An 18,728-nucleotide genomic window follows, 5' to 3' on the forward strand; every position below is an offset into this window, starting at 1 on the left:
GCCACACTATTTTTAGTGCGATAGCCCCTCTTCATATTAAAGGAGGACACTCTGACGTAAAATTAGTGTTAAAATGAGGACCACCCATTAGACAGGTGGTCCTCATTTTATGTAGTTATATTTTCAGACTACCAGTGGTGGGTTGCAGTCAGCAATACTGTCCGTTCTTCACCTGCGTATCCATAGGATGCCTCGTACTTCCTGTCAAATAAGTTTCGGACGTTGAGGGCGTAATGCCAATCAGCCAAGTCATAGCGGATTAAGGCATCGGCTACCACCACGTCGCTGAGTTTAACCGTGTTCGCAGCATTGTACCGGGAACCAATATATCGCACTCCTGCGCCGTAGCTCAGACCTTTAGAAATCGTGTTTGGTGTGGCAGTATCTAGCCACAGGGCAGCATTATGCCGTGAAACACTCTGGGTTCGAAGACCGATTTCTGTAGGATCGCTGCTTTTAGTCTTTTTTGAATCCAGCAATGTATAGGAAGCTGTAAGATTCAAGCCTTTAAAGACAGGCATGTTGGCTTCCAATTCCAGGCCTTTGGAGGTGATTTCGCCTACTTGTACGTTAAACCACTCACTGGGAGTGTTCAGTGGGTCAGAGGTCAACACATTTTGTTTGCGTAGGTCGAAAATGGAGGCTGTAAAACGTGCATTCATGCTCTCAGGCTCATATTGAATGCCTAGCTCATATTGTTTGCCCGTTGTTGGGTCGAAAATTTTACCATGGCGATCTTGACCTTCCACTGGCTCAAATGATTCAGAGTAGCTGATGTACGGTGACAGCCCACGCCCAGCATGATATACCATTCCCACGCGCCCCGTAAAAGCATCAGCTGTTTGACGTGTCCTTACTCCAGTCTGAGGGTTAACGGCGTCACGATCATAATGATCGTGACGACCGCCGAGCAGCGCTGTCCATTTATCGCCAAATTTAATCTGGTCCTGGGCATAAAGGCCGGTTTGTTTAACGGTAGCCTTATAGATCAACGAAGTTTCTGGCTTAGTCAAAGATTGATCATACTTCAAATTGTCAAGGTCGATATCCGCGGTACTGCCACCTTCGCCGTAACGTCTTTCTAAATCACCCTTCCGATAGTCAATTCCCACAATAGATTGATGGTTTAAAACGCCACTCTTCCATTTAGCCTCTCCATAGGTATCGAAGGTATAGGAATCTGCGGTTTCATCGTAAATATACAATGGACTCAGTGCCATGGTGTGCCCATCGGGCTGTAGAGTTGCTGAGTTCATATTATAGACTGTACCCACATGACCATAGCGAAAATTTTGATGAAGAGACCAGACATCATTCACCTTGTGATCTAGGAGATAGCCGTAATAATACTGCTCCCGGTCATAACCAGTCCAGCCTGGTATGCCTAAAAAATATTTTTTAGAAACTCCATAAAGATTATCACCAGGATGATAAATACTATTTCCAGTATTTCCGGGTAAGCAAACGGCCAACAGCCGAACCATTACGGGAAATACAACTACAAGGCGGCAGCGACCACTTTCGCAGTGCCGCTCTTGATCTTGGAGGGCAGGTAGATGGACAGGAAAACCTAACCTTCCGTTTGACTGCGCTGGCTCGTGACCAGGATTTATCAGATAACTATAGTAGTACCAAACGTACCTTCATCGCCCCCTCTCTTGCCTGGAAAATCAGCAAGAACACTAACGTGACCTTCCAGTCTCAGTACATAAAAGATCGTCACTATAGTTAAACATACCACCGGGCGAACCGCCGCCGTAGAGGGTAGAAGCAGGGCCACGCAGAATCTCTAGGCGATCCATGCCGTAGGGTTCAAAATCCCATATTGCGAAATTGTTGCCAAACAAACTCAAGCCGTCCACACGAGTACCCTCATAACCGACACTAAATCCTCGCACAAGGCTCCAGTTCCAGCGTGGATCGTTACCATATGGTTGGGCAGTGATACCAGCGCTATATTCCAAGGCCTTTGCCAAGTTAGTTACACCACGGGCGTTAAGCTGGTCCCGTGTTACTACACTGATGGACTGCGGTATATCGCGGAGCGCTGCATCGGTCTTGGTACCGATTGTGCTGCGTTTGGCTAAGTTATCTTTGTCTGCCGTTACTTCAACGCCTTCCAACGTGAATTCAGATTGGGGCGAAGCGATATCGGCTACAGCACTTTGGGGTTCAATTGCCTCTTCAGCGGAGGCAGCATTAGGCCACTGCCAGAGCAGGCTGCTGCCTAGCAAGGCATACAGAAGTTTTTTTCTGGCATGAGATGTTGTTTTTTCCATAGTATCGACTCCTTGGTTCATCAGGGTGATTTTCGTTGCTGGCCTAACAGCAAAAATCATATGATAAAAATAATCAATATCAATAAAATTGCTTAGCTTATTACATTCACTAGTGACAATTAGCCCTACTAGGATTAGTAAATAGTGGACTAACCTGGATCTATTATAGCAAGGCTTTTTTTATAGAGTCAATTGAAGGAGAAGGTGATTTTTGGGGGTGTAAAGAATCAATCAGTAGCCTATGATGTGAGAATAATTATCATACTATAGGCTGCTGTTTGAGATGATTTTGCGATTTAAAACCGTATCCTAGTGGTATTTGGCAGTATGAAATTACGATACAGGTTATTTTTTTATACTGATTCCATGTTATGATAAAGAAACAGATTACGTGAATTAAACTCTAACGTCTCGCCAATTGTTGGAAAGGAAGATCGCCGTGGGAACGAATGAATACTTGACAGGCAGTGCGGAGTTGGCCGCCCAGTTAGGCTGTACAAAAATTAATCAGAATAATGTTGTTGAATATTGCTTACCGCCAGAACATGGTGACAGCTGGCTGATGGAAGCACATCCTTCTGCTGGATTATTTGTTACTAACGCCTACGTTACTTTGCTGAAGCCCGTAGTCAGGGAATATGACATCAGGCAGAATGGGCGGTGGCTATGCTCGGTGACTAATGGTGTGATTACGATTCTAGAGCCTGGAAAGAAAGCACGGCGGCTACAGCCCGGTATTCATTTAGTGCAGACAGGAAGGCAGCCATTTAAAATTGTATTCGACGCTGATGCACCAATTTGGTTTACCAGTATTTGGCTGTTTGATGAATGGATTCATGTACATTTGCGAGATAAATCAGTAGAGCCGTCTTACAATTTCGCTGATTATGATGGGTGGCAGTTTGCCCAGTATAATACTCCGGACATCCTGTTGTTATTTGAGCAACTAAAATATGCCCTAAGAATTGCCAGTGTACCGTTAATGTATTATGAGAATAAGATCGGCGAATTGCTGGCATTGATTATACGCAATGTTCGTTATGAATGGTTTTGGAAAAGGCAGCTGCAAGAAGAGCGGCGCCGTTATGTTACGTATCAAAACAAGAAATATATGTTTTTGGTCAAGGAGGAACTTGATAAAAACATTTTAAATCCGCCCTCAATTAAACAGCTTACGACCATTGCCGGAATGGGTGCAACCAAACTGCGCCAATGCTTTAAGGGAACCTTCGGAATTACCATGGATGAATATGTGCGCCAGGAGAAGATGAAAGAAGCCATGCGGCTGTTGTCAAATGATGACCTGAACATTAAAAATATTGCGGCGGCAGTTGGCTATAAGAACAGCAGTCAATTGATCGCCAACTTCAAAAAAGTACATGGTTTTACGCCTAATGAGTTTAGGAAGTTGTTCGGTTTGTAGCTGAAAGTGGCTCATGAAAAAATAGGTCTTCATAAGCAATATATAGGGCTGAAAGATATATTTATGGTATTGATTATTAGACAGTTTATATTATAAAATAATAATTAAATATGAGAATGATAACCAGTAATTGGAAAAATTTTAGCAATCATTCTAGATGCACATAGGGGTTGTTAGCATAGCTTCAGTCGAAAGGGAGGATGCAGATGAGAAAAATAATATCCATTTTGATGCTTTTATCCATAATGCTGCAGCCCATTGGCTCTGCGGAGGAGGTTAGCGTAGAAGATGGATTAACCAGGGTGGGAAATTCGTATATTGTCCAGGGGATTCAAGACTTTAAACGAAATGAATTTCCTATCTGGCTGCAGCGTACGGATATTGGGTTCCGTTTTCAAACGGACGGTACGCCAATCTATTCAATCGAAACCATCCAGCCAATTGGAGTTCCTTCCGATCAGATTACCAATTTCACACAGTTCAGATTGGGCAATGATTTAAGTGCAGGTACAGTGGCTAATCTTATCCTTGGGCGGCGTATCTTTTCGGCTGATAAGACGTCAATGTATACTGTGAATACTTTTTATGATCATGGATTCAAATATGGACATGGCCGGGTTGGAGGAGGTCTTGAATATGCTAACGGACGTAACAAATACCAGGCCAATATGTATTATAATATTTCCGGTGAAAAAATGGTTGATCCTTCCAATGCAATTTACGAACGTGCTTTGAGTGGGTATGATTATTCCGTTGGAACTACGTTTGCATATGCACCATGGGCACAAGTATACATAAAGGGGTACTCGTGGGATTATAATAATTCCATTGATGACGTTGATTTTAAGATCTATACACAATTGCAAGTCACTCCAAGGTTGAATATTGAATTCGGCTATTTGGATGATAACGGCGGGGAGCATTATGGAAAAATATTTTATTCACTTGGACACAAAGGGCCGGCAATGATAGAAAAAGGCAAAAGGATCTTTAGAAGTGAGGATGAAAAGACTGTTCTTGCAACAAAATCTCTGGAGAAGGTCCAACGTAAAAACGATATTTATGTAGAATGATTCATAAACTGCATCCCTAAATTCTTTGGCGGCCGGAGGGTAGTTCATGGCATCCACATAAAAGTCTACGATTTCCTTAATATTTGCTACGGCATTAGGAGTTATATTAACCTGATACTTGCTGTCCTGACTGTTCATGTATACGCTCCTTTAGGTACTGGTCAATGTCAGTCATTACTGCATCCAATGGCAGGGATTTGCCTTGTCGGATTTCGGCTTCGGAGCCTGTGCTTTTTGGGCGGCGGCTATAACCTGTTCTTCCGTCGCATTTTTTAAGCTATAGGTAATATTTTCAAACACCGTGCCAGTAAATAAGTATACATCCTGCAGTACCATACTCACATTATCCCGCAGGCTTTTTAGGGATACATCTTTAAGGTCGCAGTTATCAATTAAGATGCTGCCCTGCACTGGGTCATGGTAGGCGCCGTAATGGCCTGAATATCCCCGGGTAAAGGAGCATAATGCCTGTAGGGCATAGGCGGCCAGCAGGGTTAGTCCCATTTCCAGGGCCTTGGTTGCAATTTCTGGATCGCTCTTTGTCGCAAGGGCCGTCAGTTCCTTTATCACCCATGGTGCGTATAATTGTGTAAGAGTCAATAATATGATGGAGATCATCGACAAAATAAGGTAGCCCCAGTATTTTTTGGCACCAAGGATAACCCGGATACATACTTTCATGGTAACGATAAACCTGCCTCTCAATTTTAAAAATCATCAGTGATACCGTGCAGTTGTCACTCCGGTGACTCCTTGGTCATTATAGCAAGTTGATTTTATATGCGTCAACTGCTGAGGAAGATGATTGCAGCAGGTTGAAGAACAAGTTGAGGGACCCATCAAGTGAGTGTTTTTCATATTTCTTCAACCATATGTTAAGTTTTTATCATGTTAAATTAGAGTATAATTAAATTATTTCGGGATCAATAGTTAAGATGCTGATGATAAGAAACGTGAATGAAAAGGGCAGCACCTTCCCGAGGGAATGGTACTGCCTTTTGAAGTGGGGTACTAGTAAGAGCATAATGCCGCGTAAAGATATCAAAATCCCGTTATTTAGACAGTTAATCCTTGTTACGATTTACTATAAATCCACTGTCGCTGACAATAATAAGGTACGTGGTGCACCAATGGCTAAGGCTCCTCCTGTAGTTCCTGTCCAATGACGACCAATTTTGTATTTGTTATCAGATGTAATGCATGTTATCCTGAAAGCAGCAAATGAAAAAGATCAATTCACTTTCCCCTAAAGAAAGGATGATAGTATGAATACACAGAACGATAACTTGCTGGGAAGCGAGGGACTGGCAGCACAATTAGGCGGTAAAAAGAGTAATTATAGAAATGGAATTCAATATAAATTAGAGCCAGAAGCTGACAATAGCTGGCTCGTTGATATTCACCCTGCGCCAGGGCTGACTCTAACCAGAGCTTATTTTAAACCAATAGAGACAATCACTAGAATCTACACCTTTCCAGACAACTGCCTGTGGCTATGCTCTTTCGATTCTGGCAATCTAATTATTACTGAGAAAGGCAAAAAAGGCCCGGCGGCTACAGCCAGGCATGCATCTTATTGTTCATCAGGGCCGGCCTGTCAAGGTAACCTTTACTGCTCCTGACCGACAGGTTTACACCAGCATTACGATATGTGATCACTTTATTGCCGAGTACTTCAAAAATCGGCCTCAGGAACAGCTCTTTACCGCGAAAGATGCTTTGACCTGGAGCCTACTCCAGTATGATACTCCGGAGATTATGCTGATTTTTGATCAATTGAAATGTGCCGTTATAAATGCCCAAATCTCTTTGGTTTATTATGAGGGTAAAGCAATTGAACTTCTCTCCATCCTTCAGCGTAATCAGGAGTATGAGATAGGTTGGAAGAAATATCTGAAGGGCGAGCGTAAGAATCACCTGAGTTATCAAAATCGGAAGTACATTTGGTTGGTTAAAGCGGAACTGGATCGGAATATCCTTGCGCCACCTAAACTTGATAAACTGGCGATCCTGGCAGAAATGAGCGTGCCTAAACTTTATCGTTGTTTTAAACGCTGGTATGGAATGACGATCGCTGACTATGTACGGGGAGAAAAAATGAAATATGCCATGCGCCTGTTGTGGAGTGATGAGCTTAGCATAAAAAACATCGCCGAAACGGTGGGTTATGAAAGCCATGGTAAGTTTACCGCCGCCTTTAAAAAAGTCCATGGTTTCACTCCCAGCCAATTTAGGAAATCCTTTAATTTGTAGCGATAGCAAGATATATCAACGCGAAAATCAGTACCTTTTCCGGGAGAATGGTGCTGAAAATGTGATTATAAATACTCCGAAATGATATATTTATGCTCTTTTATATCACGACATTATTTGTGTTATCGTAGTAATAATGCTGGTTATCTTTCCTTTGTAAGGGGAAGGCAGGTTTGGGTGGAGCCGTTTATACCGAGCTAGAATACTTGACGAATGAAAGAACGGGTTGTTATACTAATAAAGGTCATCAACTTTCAGTTGATTTAGCGTGCTGCATAATTGAAAAAGGCTATGGAGGGTTCGGAGCGATGTGCGGATTAAGCGTTGTGGCTTTGCTCTCGGGTATCTGGCTGTATGCACCTTTTATGAAAAACATCTCCTTTGGGACGATCCGTTCTTCTCATCGGCGTATTTATTGGATGGACTGGCATAAATTACTGGGGATTGCCACACTTTCCTGGGCAGTATTATTAAGTTTAAGCGGCTTTATTTTTATATTTGCTGGTCCGGTTCATAATGCTTGGAACGAAAGCATACGCAAGGAATTCTTGATCGATTATCAAGACAAGCCTTTTCCTGTCCATCGTATTTCTATTGATGAGGCAATGGAAGTGACCCAAGCCGCTTTACCTGATCGCAGAATAACGGGAATCGAAGTGCCCCAGGAAGACGGGAAAATGCGCTGGCATTATACGGTTCGCACACAGGGGGAAGGTTGGGGCGCTCACTTGAATAAGCCTGTCTGGGTTGATGCGTCTACGGGAAAGGTTACTGCCGTCATTCAACAGCCTTGGTATATCCAGACGATTTCTATGGCTAATCCAGTTCACTTTAGCAATCATGACACCTTGCCGTTGAAAATCTTATGGTTTATTACGGATGCCTTGACCTGCATTATGATCATCACCGGCATTTATGCCTGGTTTGTCAAATTCAGGCCGAACAAAGGCAATGCGGCGAATAAGCTACAGGCTAAATCTGTCCCTCCGGTACGGCAGTCGTCCAGGCAAATCTGGCTGCTGCCTGTGGTTATTATATTGATTACGTTATTTGGAATTATCGCGCCTCTGGCTGGCAAGGAATTCAATACCATATCGGCTGTTGCTCTTGCAATACCCCTTGTGCTCACCGGATATTACTGGCTGCGCAGTTAATTACGGTACGAAAAGAAAAAGAACCATTGCCGCACCTTAAGATAAAAGGATGCGGTAATGGTTCTTTCCAAATTTATAGAAAGCATAAGTTTTATAGGTGGAAAAAGAGATATTATGAACCACAAAGGGCACAAGAAAATAGAAATAGCCCCTTTGTGTCCTTTGCGTCTTTGCGGTTCGATTCGTTATAACTGTTTAAAAGACGTATAGATTTTCTTATAGGTGAAATATCTACCAGCGGAGGGTGGCTGTGAGTTGGATGGTGCGGCCTTTGTCGACTGTATAGTAGTAGTCGGAAGAGGCGAAGTCACCAATGGTATAATGCTTGTCAAAGACGTTATGGATATTAAGAGCGTAACGCCAATTGCCAGTATCATAGCGGACAAGGGCATCGGTCAGCCATACTCCACCCACTTTATGGAGGTTATCATAATCATAGCGGGAGCCGATATAGCGCAGTCCAGCGCCAAAGCTCCAGCCTTGCTTTTTCTCTTCAGTCGGGGAGGTGGTATCCAGCCAAATAGAGGCACTGTGGCGGGGGACACCTTCAGTGCGCAGACCGATTCGATTTGGATCAGTGTCTTTGGTTACTTTGTTATTGAGTAAGGTATAAGAGGCGGTTAGATTCGTGCCTTTTAAAGCGGCGATATTAGCTTCCAGTTCCAGCCCTTTGGAAGCCACCTCGCCGGTTTGAATGCTAAAATTATCGTCTACGGGATCGGTAACCAGCACATTTTGTTTGCGCAAATCAAAAATGGCGGCAGTAAAACGGGCGTTGCTATTGGCTGGCTGGTATTGAATGCCTAGCTCATATTGACGACCGGTGGTAGGATCGAAGGAGTTACCGATCCGATCGGTACCCGATTGGGCTTGGAAGGATTCGTTATAGCTGATGTAAGGCATCACACCGCCGCCAGCATCGTAGACTAAGCCCAGGCGGCCAGTAAAGGCATCCTGATCAAATCGTGTATGGAGGCCGTTTTTGAGATTGAGTGAATCGCTTTTATATTGATCAAAGCGTCCGCCAGCCAGGGCTGTCCAGCGGTCACCGAATTTCATCTGGTCCTGTACATACCAGCCGGTCTGTCTGGTAGTGGCATTTGTCATTTGTGAAAATGATGGCAGAGTAATAGCTTGCCCATAGTTAGGACTGAGCAGATCGAGGGAAGGCAGAGAGCCCCTTCCCCAGCGGTATTTATAATCACTATGCCTGAAATCAAGACCCAGCAGCGTAACATGGGCAACTGCTCCTGCAGACCAATTCGCCTGAAAGTGAGTATCAATGGCATCTGCGGCAAAGTCGCCGGTGCCATAGCGGCCTGATCGGGTAAGGGTGCGGCCGTCTGCTGCCAGCTGAACGGCATCCGTTGTTTAAAGCGATAGGATAGGTCTAGATGACGGGCGGTTTGGGTCATGGACCAGGTATCATTGAAGCGGTGTTCGAGAAGATAGCCGATCTGGGACGCGTCACGGGTATAATGGTCATAATTGGAATCACCGATAAACAATTTGCCAGAAAAGCCGTATAAGGGATGTCCTGGAAGATAAATCTTGCGGGTATACTCATAATTCCCTTTGACATCATCTTTCTGGAAATGAGTCAGCAAGGTAAGGCTGGTGTTCTCATTGGGACGCCAGGTTAGTGCCGGTGCGATGAAATACTGCTTACTGTTGCTGCTGTCAACATACAAATCTTCTCCGGTGGTGCGGCCTGTCAGCCTGAACAGTAATTTGCCATCTTTCCGTGCTGGTCCGCCAATATCCACAGCCGCGCTAAGCTGATTGCTATTGCCGGCCTGCAGCTGGATTTCCCGCAGTTCAGTGCTGGTTGGTCGTTTGGAGACCTCACTTCGTGAGATGGGCCGGATTGAGAAAACAATTTTTATACTGGATTATATTTCAAGCGAATCAATGAGGAGACGAATACAAAAAGGACTAAATAAGGGCGAAGCAATGAACGCCCTGGCTAGGGCAATTTTCTTTGGAAAGCACGGAGAGCTGCGTGAAAGAGCCTTGCAGGATCAACTACAAAGAGCCAGTGCACTAAATATCATCATCAACGCTATTAGCGTTTGGAATACTGTTTACTTGTCTGAAGCTACTAAAGTTTTAAAAAATAGCGGTGAATTAAAAGAAAATCTACTAAATAACATTTCTCCGTTAGGATGGGAACACGTAAACTTCCTGGGCGAATATCGCTTCGATACTAAGAAAATTGCCAGTTTGAATTCGTTAAGACTACTTAATGAAATTAGTAAGACTTAAATGTTTTTATTTCGGAAGATTATCTTTATATTTTCCGAAATGCAGGGTATAATAAAGATAAATCAGTAAAGAAGGTGAAACCATGATTAAAACGATTATCCGTCCCATTAGTGAGTTGTCGAAAAGAATGGCAGATGTAGAAGCCTTTGCGATTGACCAAGATACGCCTGTCCATCTTACTAAAAATGGATCAAATCACATGGTTATTATGAGCAGCAGCCATTACGAAAAAATATCAGCAAAAATCAGCATGTATGAAAATCTACTACGCTCCGAAGCCGAAATCCGGCAGGGCAAATCCTTGCCATTGGATGCAGCTATGACCGACATTGACCAGTACCTAAAGGAGCGTATGCATGAGCAGTCAGGACAGCAAATATCAGGTTAATATAACTCCTAATGCCGTAGCGAATATTAAGGAAGTCGTGGACTTTTATGTGGATGCCATGAACTACCCTCCGGCAGCCAAAGAATTTCGGGATGCAGTTTATGAAAAGCTACAGATTATCGGTCAAAATCCATATATGTACGGTGTCCCGGACAATTTACCTAATTTCGCAGAAATAGGATATCATAAAGCTCTGGTATATAAGCATCATGCGATTTTGTACTTGGTTGAACGGGAAAATATTCATATTGTATATGTCGTAGATACTCGACAGAATCTATGGTTGAATACACCAATAAAAATTATTAAAGTAAGATAAATCAGAAGAAAGCCATTTCTCTTAGCGTACAGAGAAATGGCTTTCTTCCTGTAAAAAATCCCTTAGCGTACGAAATTCCGACTTATCTTAACTTCGACGTGAGAACTATTGGGATATCAACAGTTCTCACATCGTTTACATGTATTCAGTGTAAGTATTGGTTTAAAAAAAGTTTAATGATTTTATCTAGAAAGTGTTCAATTAACGCTACCCATTAATGAAAAGTTAGGAAGATTTCCCTTTTATTCTTCGGTATTTTCATCTTGTCGTTTTTTTCGTAGATTATAGATATAGACTGTTGGAATAAGACCGCAAATTAATAGTATTCCGCCCATAATTACCCCGTTGATTATAGTAAAGCCATCAGTGAGTGATACAAAAAATCCAACAACAGTTGAAATTAAAATAAGTACAACCAGTGAAATACTTAGACTCTTTTGCGGGTTAGTTTTATTACTTTCATGGTCTGCACTAATACTCATTGATAAATATGCGGAAATAACTGTGGTTATCATAAAAACAAGCCATAGGGGATTTTCTCTCATACCGTCTAACCCTTTTGTAACAAAGTCATATCCTAAAATTCCTAGAATACCAATAGTTTGAATGATATATGCAATGCGGATGTTTTTTAAATTCTGTAATACTAAACGTTCATCTGTAATTTTTTTCATTTGTAATCATTCTCCTTTATCTACCCAAAATACTTCATCTAATGTTTTATTAACCGCATAACAAATATCCAGACACAACTTGAGGGTTGGATTATATTTTCCCTTCTCAATCAAACTAATAGTTTGGCGAGTGACACCTATCTTTTCTGCCAGTTGTTGTTGTGTCAAACTTACTTGAGTACGAGCAATCTTAACTTTATTCTCCAAATGTTGTATCACCCCTTAGATAGATTATAACATATATATTACATAATTCAATATATATGTTACATTTAAATTTAAGCTATTGTTCAACTAAACTGCTCAAATTTGATCGTAGATCATACCACGTAATTTCAACAATTCATCCTTTAGACATTTATTTTCTTCTTCAAGTTTTTTAATTCGGTTATTTTTGGCTGCGATAAGCGCATCTTTACTGGCATCTGTCATATTATGTTTTATAGTTTGCGGTGTATTAAGACCTTCTTGCTGCTTTCGTAATCCTTCTATTCGGTTCCGTATTTCTTGATTGTTATAAAGAAAAGCCTTAGATACACCTGACTCCATCGCAACCTGATTAAAATTAATTTTAGCCTTCGTTTTGATAAGGCGTTGTATAGCTTGATCAACCTTTTGAGCAGTCTCTTGGCTTTTCATTTGGGCATGTTTTTTAACGCCTTCGGTATTTCTAATATGCTTACTTTTCATGAGTGTGTTCCTCTCCAATATATTCGCGGCCTTTTTTCCCAGCTAAATGATGAGTTGTACCAGTCTTCAATATTTCTAGAATAGGCTCTAGACGATCTAGAGTGGTTTGATTCTTATCTATCCAAACTTGACGACCTAAAACCTTGCCACGCTCAATTACATTTCTAACTTCTTTAATTTCCGTTTCAAATTTAGGTATGAATTCTGGTGTTGTACAGAAATTTCGACAAGACAGACAAGGGTTCGCTTGAGTGGGGCATGGCTGCTTAATTGGTTTCATACAATAGCCAAGCTCCATCTTAACAGCGTCTAAATTATGGCGTATATATTCCCATTCAATGATATCTTCATTCTCAATATCCGTTAGTTCAACTTTAACTGGACGTTTATTTTCAATGTCAATCCGAAAAATACCTTGTTTTGTAGCTTCTTCCCAAGATTTACGCATGGTAGTATCGAGAATTTTTGCATAATGTAAGGTCATTTCAGGGGAAGCGTGGGCCATCCATTTTTGAACATGAAGTATGTTCATTCCGTTATTAAGAAGCTCTACACCTTTGGTATGCCGGAAGGCATGATTTTTAATAAAAAAGGGATTTCCAGAGTCGTCAACTATGTTTTGTTCTTCAGTAAAGCGCCTCAAACTTCTGTGAATGTCATAATAATTATAGGGTCGGCCTCTCCGGACACCTTCTAGTTGTACGAATAAATAGTTTTTAGGATTATTAATCGTATTGCTTTGATCTTTAGTCACTTTTATTACAGCTTCTACTATCCCTGCTACTTCTTTTGTAATCGGTGCACGATGATTCATTACTTGTGTTTTTTTAATATCACCGCATAAGTACCATCCTTGCGATGTTTGTTCTAAACAATTATCGTAACGTAGATTAAGAATATCTGATATTCTCCAACCAGTAGCTCGAAGTAATACAATGATTGGTATGTACTTTGATGGTTTTAAGAACTCTAGTTTTTCCTCAATTTGTTGAAGAACCCCTTCAGGAATGTATTTGATATCATTTTCAGATTTTTTAATCGGTCTAGGGAAATCTTCTCTAAACAACAATAGATTCACAGGCAAAGCAGGCGCCTCATCAAATTGCAGTTTTTCAATCGTTTCCAAAAACACATTTAGGACAATTAAATAACTTCTCTTTGACGGTATTTTGTCATGAAACTTCTTGTTATGAAATATAAGATAATCTTCGATATCTTTTCGTGTTAAGTCATTTAAATCTTTCCAAGAAGGATTTTTATCATGTATAAATGTCAAAAATAACTTTAAAATTCTTACGTCGAGAGTACATTGGCCAAGAGATAAATGACTGATTCTAAATTTTAAATATCTTTTTGCTAAAGGGCGAAAGGGTATAGGGACATCCTCGAAATTCAGGATATGTCTTGAATCATGATCAGGAAATTTTGCACCAGGAATATTTCTTACATCCCAGATATCTTTTTCAAATTCATCTCTTGTATCATAGAAGTCTTTATAAAACAAAAATAAACGATTCAGTAGATTTTCGTAATTCGAAAGTTTTCTTCTCCCATAAATTCGTATGCTCAAACCTAATTCACTTAGATGTGACCTTAATTGCATCAATGCTTTATTTATGTCTAAATCTGCAAAACTATTAATATGGGGATAAAATTTCTTGAGAAATTTAGAAAGCTGTTTAAAAGACCTGGCATAATTATGTACTGCTGAATACAATTGCAGATCATCTTTTTGAATACGAGTAAGAATAAAAAACTTAACCTCATTTTTAAGCTTAGATGGAAATACTGAAAAATCCATTTTACGATGGGTTTTTCCCCATTCTGATTTTCTAAAATCCTTAAAAGCCGTATCATCGGCATCCCAAATGTCATTTTTAAAGTACCCAGAGATTTTTTTGGTTATTTCACTGACTTTATTTTCTGGGAGTAGGTATCCAACGGATAAATTCATTCGTTATTCTCCTTATTTTCTTTGTTGATTTTCATTCTCTCTTGAGCGTTTTCCCAATCTTTTCGAATGTCTTCATCCGAAGGATGGATATACATCTGCATTGTTGTTTGAATATGAGCGTGGCCAGCCCGATTCATTAAATGTTCATCTCTCCAACCAGCCTTTCTTAGTTCTGTTAATGATGTGTGGCGCAACATATGCGGAGTGAAATAAATGCCTGTTCTATCACGCAGACGCTGAACCAGTGCTACTACATCGGTGTATTCTAACGGTTGTCCTTTGTTTTCCCCTGACAACTTAATAAAAACGTGATTTGTATCAACTTCATCGGTATGAAATTGAGCAATATAATCAAAGTACATATTAATTAGATCCTCAGATACATCGATACTTCGTGGACTACATACCGTTTTAATTTCAGCTAGATTAAACAACTCACCCCGATCACGTATATGAATTTTTCTCGCATCAACCTCGAAATCCTCAAGCCATAAGGTGAGTGCTTCACCAATACGCATAGAGCTTTCCCAAAGTAGCTGTATTAAAAATTGATCCCGTATATTTACACAAGCATTCATAATTAATGCGATTTGATCTTTCGAGAGTGTTTTCGGCTGCTGTTTCGGCACTTTTAACTTCAGAATATGAGAGGTGAAGGATTTATTTTTGTTTATATGGTGCAGAAAACTTTTAAACCCCTTGTAGGATCCAGATACTTGTTTCTTTAAACGTTCTGTTAGCTGAATACTATAGTCCTCATGTCTCATTAGGTAGTCATAAAATCCAAGAACAGTATTGATGATGATATTTACCGTCTTTGCTTTTCTAATTGGCTGTTTAGGGAAGATAGGAGTTACCTTTACATCCTGGTGTGGGTTTTGTAACCATCGCATAAAATCCGCCATTTCATCTATTCCAATATCACGATAATCCTTATTTATTTGTTCTAAGAATTCAAAGAAAAGCTTTAAATGATATGAGAATGACCGTAAGGTATTACGTGAGGCTCCACTGTTGTCCTTAAACTTTAAATAATGTAAAACTGGTTGGACCGGTTCATTGTTATGATCTAGTAACATGTACCGAGTCTTTCCTTCTTTTGTTAGAAGGGTAATTACTCTCATATAATCCTCCTGTTGCTGGAATAACCTAAATTCCCTTTATTTGCTAAAGTGACCCACCGAACATCTCCCATTGGGTTCGGTAATTGGGACATAGTTAAATTAAAATGGTATGATTTCCAATTGATCTTCTAATTTAGCTTTTTCCTCTTGTAGTTTTATAATTTGCTCCTTAAGATGTGCGTTTTCTTCTAGTAATCTCTCAATCTTGGTTTGATCATCAATGCCCTCCTCAAAAGCCGTACCTTCCCATCTATACGCCTCTATAAATCTATAAACTTCTTCCTCTAAAACTTCGAATGCTCCACTGTTTTCAATGCTTTTAATATTCCCCTCACTTATCCAATGGCTTACCATTTCTGTGTCACATTTGAAACCATACGAGTGTAACAGGGCTGTTGTTTCTTTTAGGTTGAACGTATTCATAATTGTTGAATCCTCCTGATTTAATGATGTTTTTTCAAGTCTTTGCTGCTTATTAAGGGGACCATTAAATCCATCAAGTCAGCCCCTTAAACATAAGCCTTCTTAATTTACTATAAATACTATAAAACTGAATACAGTTATCTAGGATTTAAAGAAACAAAAAAACGGATAACTTTACATTGAATACTGTAAAGTCATCCGTTTTGACTAGTTAAGATAACCGCGTTTTGCTGGTGAGACCCCTAAAAGTATTTCACAATACATTTGGTTTGAAGGACAAAGTGTAAGATATACCTTTACGACCCGATAGAGAACAAAGAGAAGCAGAAATATATAAAGTAATCAACTAAAAAAGTGGGAGGTTTATACTATGAATAGACGTGTAGTTATTACAGGTATGGGAGCAGTATCTTCATTGGGAATTGGAGTAGATAAATTTTGGGAGTCAATAAAAGAGGGGAAATCTGGAATTAGTAGAATTGAAAGAATTGATGTATCAGATTTACCGACGCAAGTTGGCGCTGAAATAAAGGATTTTGATCCAAATCAATTTATCGAAAAAAAAGAAATTAAAAGAATGGATAAGTTTGCGCAATATGCTATGGCAGCAGCGCAAATGGCAATCGAGATAGCACAACTAAATATTGAGACAATGAATAAAGAGCGAATTGGGGTAATGATTGGATCTGGTGTAGGCGGTATTGAAACAATTGAGAATCAACACAAAACACTTTTAGAAAAGGGAGCTGGCAGGGTCAGTCCGTTCTTTGTTCCCATGATGTTAGCAAATATGGCTTCAGGACTGATCGCTATAAAGTATGGGGTTAAAGGATTTACGGAATGCGTTGTTTCAGCCTGTGCTTCTTCCACCAATTCAATTGGTGATGCTTTTAAAGTAATTCAAAGAAATGGTGCTGACCTTATGATAGCAGGTGGAGCAGAAGCACCAATTACAAGATTGGCACTAGCAGGCTTTTGTGCAAATAAAACAATGACAACAAATCTAGACCCAGCGTCTGCTTGTAGACCTTTTGATTTAGAAAGAGACGGGTTTATATTGGGTGAAGGTGCTGGTGTCCTTATACTTGAAGAACTCAACCATGCTTTACACAGAGGAGCAAATATTATTGCAGAAGTTGTAGGTTACGGTTGTACAAATGATGCATACCATATCACAGCATTGGCTGAAGATGGGGATGGTGCAAAAAAGTGTATGAAGTTGGCTATGGAAGATGCTGGTGTGAAATCCTCCGATATTGGATATATTAATGCCCACGGAACTTCGACCAAATTAAACGATAAAGTTGAGACAATTGCTATCAAAGCTGTTTTTGGTGACTATGCGTATAAACTCCCCGTTAGCTCAACGAAATCAATGACAGGTCATTTATTAGGAGCAGCAGGAGCCATTGAAGCGATTATAACGGCGCTTGCCCTTAAGGAAGGGTTTTTACCACCAACAATTAATTATAAAACTCCAGATCTTGAATGTGACCTGAATTATGTCCCTAACGAAGGCAAAAGAACGGATATTTCTTATGCATTGACCAATTCCTTTGGTTTTGGAGGACAAAATGCATCGTTGATGTTGAAAGGCTTCTTAAAGTAAATTTTGGCACTATAGGTAAAGGTAGTGTTGATTCATTGCTGGGTTTATAGCAAATTGGTATGATGTTTGGGGGCGGGGCAAAAGATATGATAGATATGAAAGAGGCTGTCATAAAATGTATTACTTATATTGAAAATAATATTTATAATAAGATTACTTTGGATGATATAGCCATGCATTCTAAAATGTCAAAATATCATTTGCATAGAATGTTCAAATCTTTAACTGGTGAATCCCTAATGAATATGTCCAGTCACGAAAACTTTCATCAAGTATTAATGAACTGGTCAATACAAACATGAGAATCATTGATATTGCTCTAGATTATGGTTTTGATTATGAACAGTCATATATAAGGGCTTTTCGTAAGAAATTTGGGTATACGCCTCTAAAAGCAAGGTCAGAGCAGATGTCGTTAATTATTAAGGAAAAGCTTAATGTAAATGACATTCTGTCTGTTGATAATTCAATCATATATAAACCTTTTTTTATTTTTAAACAGAAGTTTAATTTAATTGGCAAGAAGCATTTAATAGTAAGTAAATCAGGAGATAAAGTTGCTAATGCTTATGGCAAGGATTTTTTTTATAATGATAAGCATAAAATTACTAATGCAATAAATCCACAGGTGTATTTTGGCTATACAGATTGGAGTGGTAACGACGAGGGATATATTTATTATATTCCTTCTGTCCAAGTGGATGCGTTAGTTGATATACCTGAAGGAATGACAAAAATTTCTATACCTGCATATAAGTATGTAGTGTTTCGTTTTGTTGGTTTTTTTCGTCCAGATGATATTAATGGACGGCATATAGGACGTTTGTTGGTTCACATGTATTCCAAATGGATTCTTAAGTCCGGTTTTAAATTTGCAGATACTTTTAGATTTGAGTATATAGATACTTCCTTATCAAAAGATAATTATTGTGAATTAGATATTTATCAGCCAATTACAGAAATCCATTAATTGTAGGTTTTTTTTAAAAGTCATTATATGGTAAAAAGTAAAGGGAGAGAATTTCATTAAGAAATTTTCCCCCTTTTTTTAGGTGCGCCCAGCATGGGCGCTTACTAGTCGGTGAAAGTCCGATACGGGG

The 18,728-nt window shown here is 39.9% G+C and carries 20 protein-coding genes and 1 pseudogene; 11 read left to right on the forward strand and 10 right to left on the reverse strand.

Annotation, left to right across the window (positions count from 1 at the left end; all coding sequences use genetic code 11):
• Positions 1-128 precede the first annotated feature (128 nt).
• Positions 129-1,484, reverse strand: a complete 1,356-nt coding sequence (locus LMF89_RS12850) for a TonB-dependent siderophore receptor (RefSeq protein WP_229535434.1) — start codon at positions 1,482-1,484, stop codon at positions 129-131.
• A gap of 198 nt (positions 1,485-1,682) precedes the next feature.
• Entirely contained in the window at positions 1,683-2,279 is a 597-nt protein-coding gene (locus tag LMF89_RS12855; RefSeq protein ID WP_229535435.1) for a TonB-dependent receptor plug domain-containing protein, read from the reverse strand.
• 439 nt (positions 2,280-2,718) lie between these two features.
• Between LMF89_RS12855 and LMF89_RS12860 the strand changes: the two genes are divergently transcribed.
• Complete coding sequence (locus LMF89_RS12860) at positions 2,719-3,702, forward strand: helix-turn-helix domain-containing protein (protein ID WP_229535436.1); 984 nt, start codon at positions 2,719-2,721, stop codon at positions 3,700-3,702.
• Between the two features lie 206 nt (positions 3,703-3,908).
• Complete coding sequence (locus tag LMF89_RS12865) at positions 3,909-4,775, forward strand: inverse autotransporter beta domain-containing protein (RefSeq protein WP_229535437.1); 867 nt, start codon at positions 3,909-3,911, stop codon at positions 4,773-4,775.
• A gap of 174 nt (positions 4,776-4,949) precedes the next feature.
• On the opposite strand, the gene LMF89_RS12870 is transcribed toward LMF89_RS12865, so the two are convergent.
• Positions 4,950-5,456, reverse strand: coding sequence for a 6TM ABC transporter family protein (locus LMF89_RS12870; RefSeq protein ID WP_229535438.1), 507 nt, complete (start codon positions 5,454-5,456; stop codon positions 4,950-4,952).
• 584 nt (positions 5,457-6,040) lie between these two features.
• On the opposite strand from LMF89_RS12870, the gene LMF89_RS12875 reads away from it, so the two are divergent.
• The 3 genes from LMF89_RS12875 to LMF89_RS12885 all read left to right on the forward strand — a co-directional run bounded on the left by LMF89_RS12875 (position 6,041) and on the right by LMF89_RS12885 (position 8,182).
• Positions 6,041-6,397: a hypothetical protein gene (locus LMF89_RS12875; RefSeq protein WP_229535439.1), complete on the forward strand. Its 357-nt coding sequence runs from the start codon at positions 6,041-6,043 to the stop codon at positions 6,395-6,397.
• The gene (locus tag LMF89_RS12880; RefSeq protein WP_229535440.1) at positions 6,342-7,028 is read left to right on the forward strand and encodes a helix-turn-helix domain-containing protein; all 687 of its coding nucleotides are present in this window, start codon (positions 6,342-6,344) and stop codon (positions 7,026-7,028) included. The genes LMF89_RS12875 and LMF89_RS12880 overlap by 56 nt, the downstream gene beginning before the upstream one ends.
• Before the next feature lie 173 nt (positions 7,029-7,201).
• Positions 7,202-8,182, forward strand: coding sequence for a PepSY-associated TM helix domain-containing protein (locus LMF89_RS12885; protein ID WP_229535441.1), 981 nt, complete (start codon positions 7,202-7,204; stop codon positions 8,180-8,182).
• A 231-nt stretch (positions 8,183-8,413) separates the two neighbouring features.
• Here the strand turns inward: LMF89_RS12885 and LMF89_RS12890 are convergent, their stop codons facing one another.
• Positions 8,414-9,535 carry a TonB-dependent siderophore receptor gene (locus tag LMF89_RS12890; RefSeq protein WP_255711308.1) on the reverse strand — a complete coding sequence of 374 codons (1,122 nt, stop codon included), beginning with the start codon at positions 9,533-9,535 and terminating at the stop codon, positions 8,414-8,416.
• 483 nt (positions 9,536-10,018) lie between these two features.
• Between LMF89_RS12890 and LMF89_RS12895 the strand changes: the two are divergent.
• From LMF89_RS12895 to LMF89_RS12905, 3 genes and pseudogenes are all read left to right on the forward strand, one after another.
• Positions 10,019-10,447, forward strand: a pseudogene (locus tag LMF89_RS12895) (Tn3 family transposase); the annotation flags it as partial.
• A gap of 82 nt (positions 10,448-10,529) precedes the next feature.
• Entirely contained in the window at positions 10,530-10,835 is a 306-nt protein-coding gene (locus tag LMF89_RS12900; RefSeq protein WP_229535443.1) for a type II toxin-antitoxin system Phd/YefM family antitoxin, read from the forward strand.
• Positions 10,804-11,154 carry a type II toxin-antitoxin system RelE/ParE family toxin gene (locus LMF89_RS12905; RefSeq protein WP_229535444.1) on the forward strand — a complete coding sequence of 117 codons (351 nt, stop codon included), beginning with the start codon at positions 10,804-10,806 and terminating at the stop codon, positions 11,152-11,154. The genes LMF89_RS12900 and LMF89_RS12905 overlap by 32 nt, the downstream gene beginning before the upstream one ends.
• Before the next feature lie 242 nt (positions 11,155-11,396).
• Here the strand turns inward: LMF89_RS12905 and LMF89_RS12910 are convergent, their stop codons facing one another.
• From LMF89_RS12910 to LMF89_RS12935, 6 genes are all read right to left on the reverse strand, one after another.
• Positions 11,397-11,828 (reverse strand): hypothetical protein, encoded by a 432-nt coding sequence (locus LMF89_RS12910; protein WP_229535445.1) that lies wholly within the window; start codon positions 11,826-11,828, stop codon positions 11,397-11,399.
• Positions 11,829-11,834: 6 nt separating this feature from the next.
• Positions 11,835-12,035, reverse strand: coding sequence for a helix-turn-helix transcriptional regulator (locus tag LMF89_RS12915; protein ID WP_223068290.1), 201 nt, complete (start codon positions 12,033-12,035; stop codon positions 11,835-11,837).
• A 96-nt stretch (positions 12,036-12,131) separates the two neighbouring features.
• On the reverse strand, positions 12,132-12,518 hold the full coding sequence (locus tag LMF89_RS12920; RefSeq protein ID WP_229535446.1) for a DUF6262 family protein: 387 nt from the start codon (positions 12,516-12,518) through the stop codon (positions 12,132-12,134).
• Positions 12,508-14,472: a site-specific integrase gene (locus LMF89_RS12925; RefSeq protein ID WP_229535447.1), complete on the reverse strand. Its 1,965-nt coding sequence runs from the start codon at positions 14,470-14,472 to the stop codon at positions 12,508-12,510. Before LMF89_RS12925 ends, LMF89_RS12920 begins: the two co-directional genes overlap by 11 nt.
• Positions 14,469-15,596, reverse strand: coding sequence for a tyrosine-type recombinase/integrase (locus LMF89_RS12930; protein WP_229535448.1), 1,128 nt, complete (start codon positions 15,594-15,596; stop codon positions 14,469-14,471). Before LMF89_RS12930 ends, LMF89_RS12925 begins: the two co-directional genes overlap by 4 nt.
• Positions 15,597-15,695: 99 nt before the next feature.
• On the reverse strand, positions 15,696-16,019 hold the full coding sequence (locus LMF89_RS12935) for a hypothetical protein (RefSeq protein WP_229535449.1): 324 nt from the start codon (positions 16,017-16,019) through the stop codon (positions 15,696-15,698).
• 370 nt (positions 16,020-16,389) lie between these two features.
• Here LMF89_RS12935 and fabF point away from each other — a divergent pair, with 370 nt between their 5' ends.
• The 3 genes from fabF to LMF89_RS12950 all read left to right on the forward strand — a co-directional run bounded on the left by fabF (position 16,390) and on the right by LMF89_RS12950 (position 18,598).
• Positions 16,390-17,628, forward strand: coding sequence for a beta-ketoacyl-ACP synthase II (gene fabF, locus LMF89_RS12940; RefSeq protein WP_229535450.1), 1,239 nt, complete (start codon positions 16,390-16,392; stop codon positions 17,626-17,628).
• Between the two features lie 173 nt (positions 17,629-17,801).
• Positions 17,802-17,930, forward strand: a complete 129-nt coding sequence (locus tag LMF89_RS12945; RefSeq protein WP_229535453.1) for a hypothetical protein — start codon at positions 17,802-17,804, stop codon at positions 17,928-17,930.
• Complete coding sequence (locus tag LMF89_RS12950) at positions 17,912-18,598, forward strand: effector binding domain-containing protein (RefSeq protein WP_229535454.1); 687 nt, start codon at positions 17,912-17,914, stop codon at positions 18,596-18,598. Before LMF89_RS12945 ends, LMF89_RS12950 begins: the two co-directional genes overlap by 19 nt.
• Positions 18,599-18,728: the final 130 nt, after the last annotated feature.

Source organism: Pelosinus baikalensis, from assembly GCF_020819555.1.
Lineage (GTDB): Bacteria > Bacillota > Negativicutes > DSM-13327 > DSM-13327 > Pelosinus > Pelosinus baikalensis.

Coding starts and splice junctions, on each gene's coding strand:
- LMF89_RS12945 (WP_229535453.1), top strand. CDS start 17,802: ATGCATTCTAAAATGTCAAAATATCATTTGCATAGAATGTTCAAATCT.
- LMF89_RS12855 (WP_229535435.1), bottom strand. CDS start 2,279: ATGGAAAAAACAACATCTCATGCCAGAAAAAAACTTCTGTATGCCTTG.
- LMF89_RS12925 (WP_229535447.1), bottom strand. CDS start 14,472: ATGAATTTATCCGTTGGATACCTACTCCCAGAAAATAAAGTCAGTGAA.
- LMF89_RS12910 (WP_229535445.1), bottom strand. CDS start 11,828: ATGAAAAAAATTACAGATGAACGTTTAGTATTACAGAATTTAAAAAAC.
- LMF89_RS12875 (WP_229535439.1), top strand. CDS start 6,041: ATGAATACACAGAACGATAACTTGCTGGGAAGCGAGGGACTGGCAGCA.
- LMF89_RS12865 (WP_229535437.1), top strand. CDS start 3,909: ATGAGAAAAATAATATCCATTTTGATGCTTTTATCCATAATGCTGCAG.
- LMF89_RS12880 (WP_229535440.1), top strand. CDS start 6,342: ATGCATCTTATTGTTCATCAGGGCCGGCCTGTCAAGGTAACCTTTACT.
- LMF89_RS12850 (WP_229535434.1), bottom strand. CDS start 1,484: ATGGTTCGGCTGTTGGCCGTTTGCTTACCCGGAAATACTGGAAATAGT.
- LMF89_RS12935 (WP_229535449.1), bottom strand. CDS start 16,019: ATGAATACGTTCAACCTAAAAGAAACAACAGCCCTGTTACACTCGTAT.
- LMF89_RS12920 (WP_229535446.1), bottom strand. CDS start 12,518: ATGAAAAGTAAGCATATTAGAAATACCGAAGGCGTTAAAAAACATGCC.
- LMF89_RS12900 (WP_229535443.1), top strand. CDS start 10,530: ATGATTAAAACGATTATCCGTCCCATTAGTGAGTTGTCGAAAAGAATG.
- LMF89_RS12905 (WP_229535444.1), top strand. CDS start 10,804: ATGAGCAGTCAGGACAGCAAATATCAGGTTAATATAACTCCTAATGCC.
- LMF89_RS12930 (WP_229535448.1), bottom strand. CDS start 15,596: ATGAGAGTAATTACCCTTCTAACAAAAGAAGGAAAGACTCGGTACATG.
- fabF (WP_229535450.1), top strand. CDS start 16,390: ATGAATAGACGTGTAGTTATTACAGGTATGGGAGCAGTATCTTCATTG.
- LMF89_RS12870 (WP_229535438.1), bottom strand. CDS start 5,456: ATGAAAGTATGTATCCGGGTTATCCTTGGTGCCAAAAAATACTGGGGC.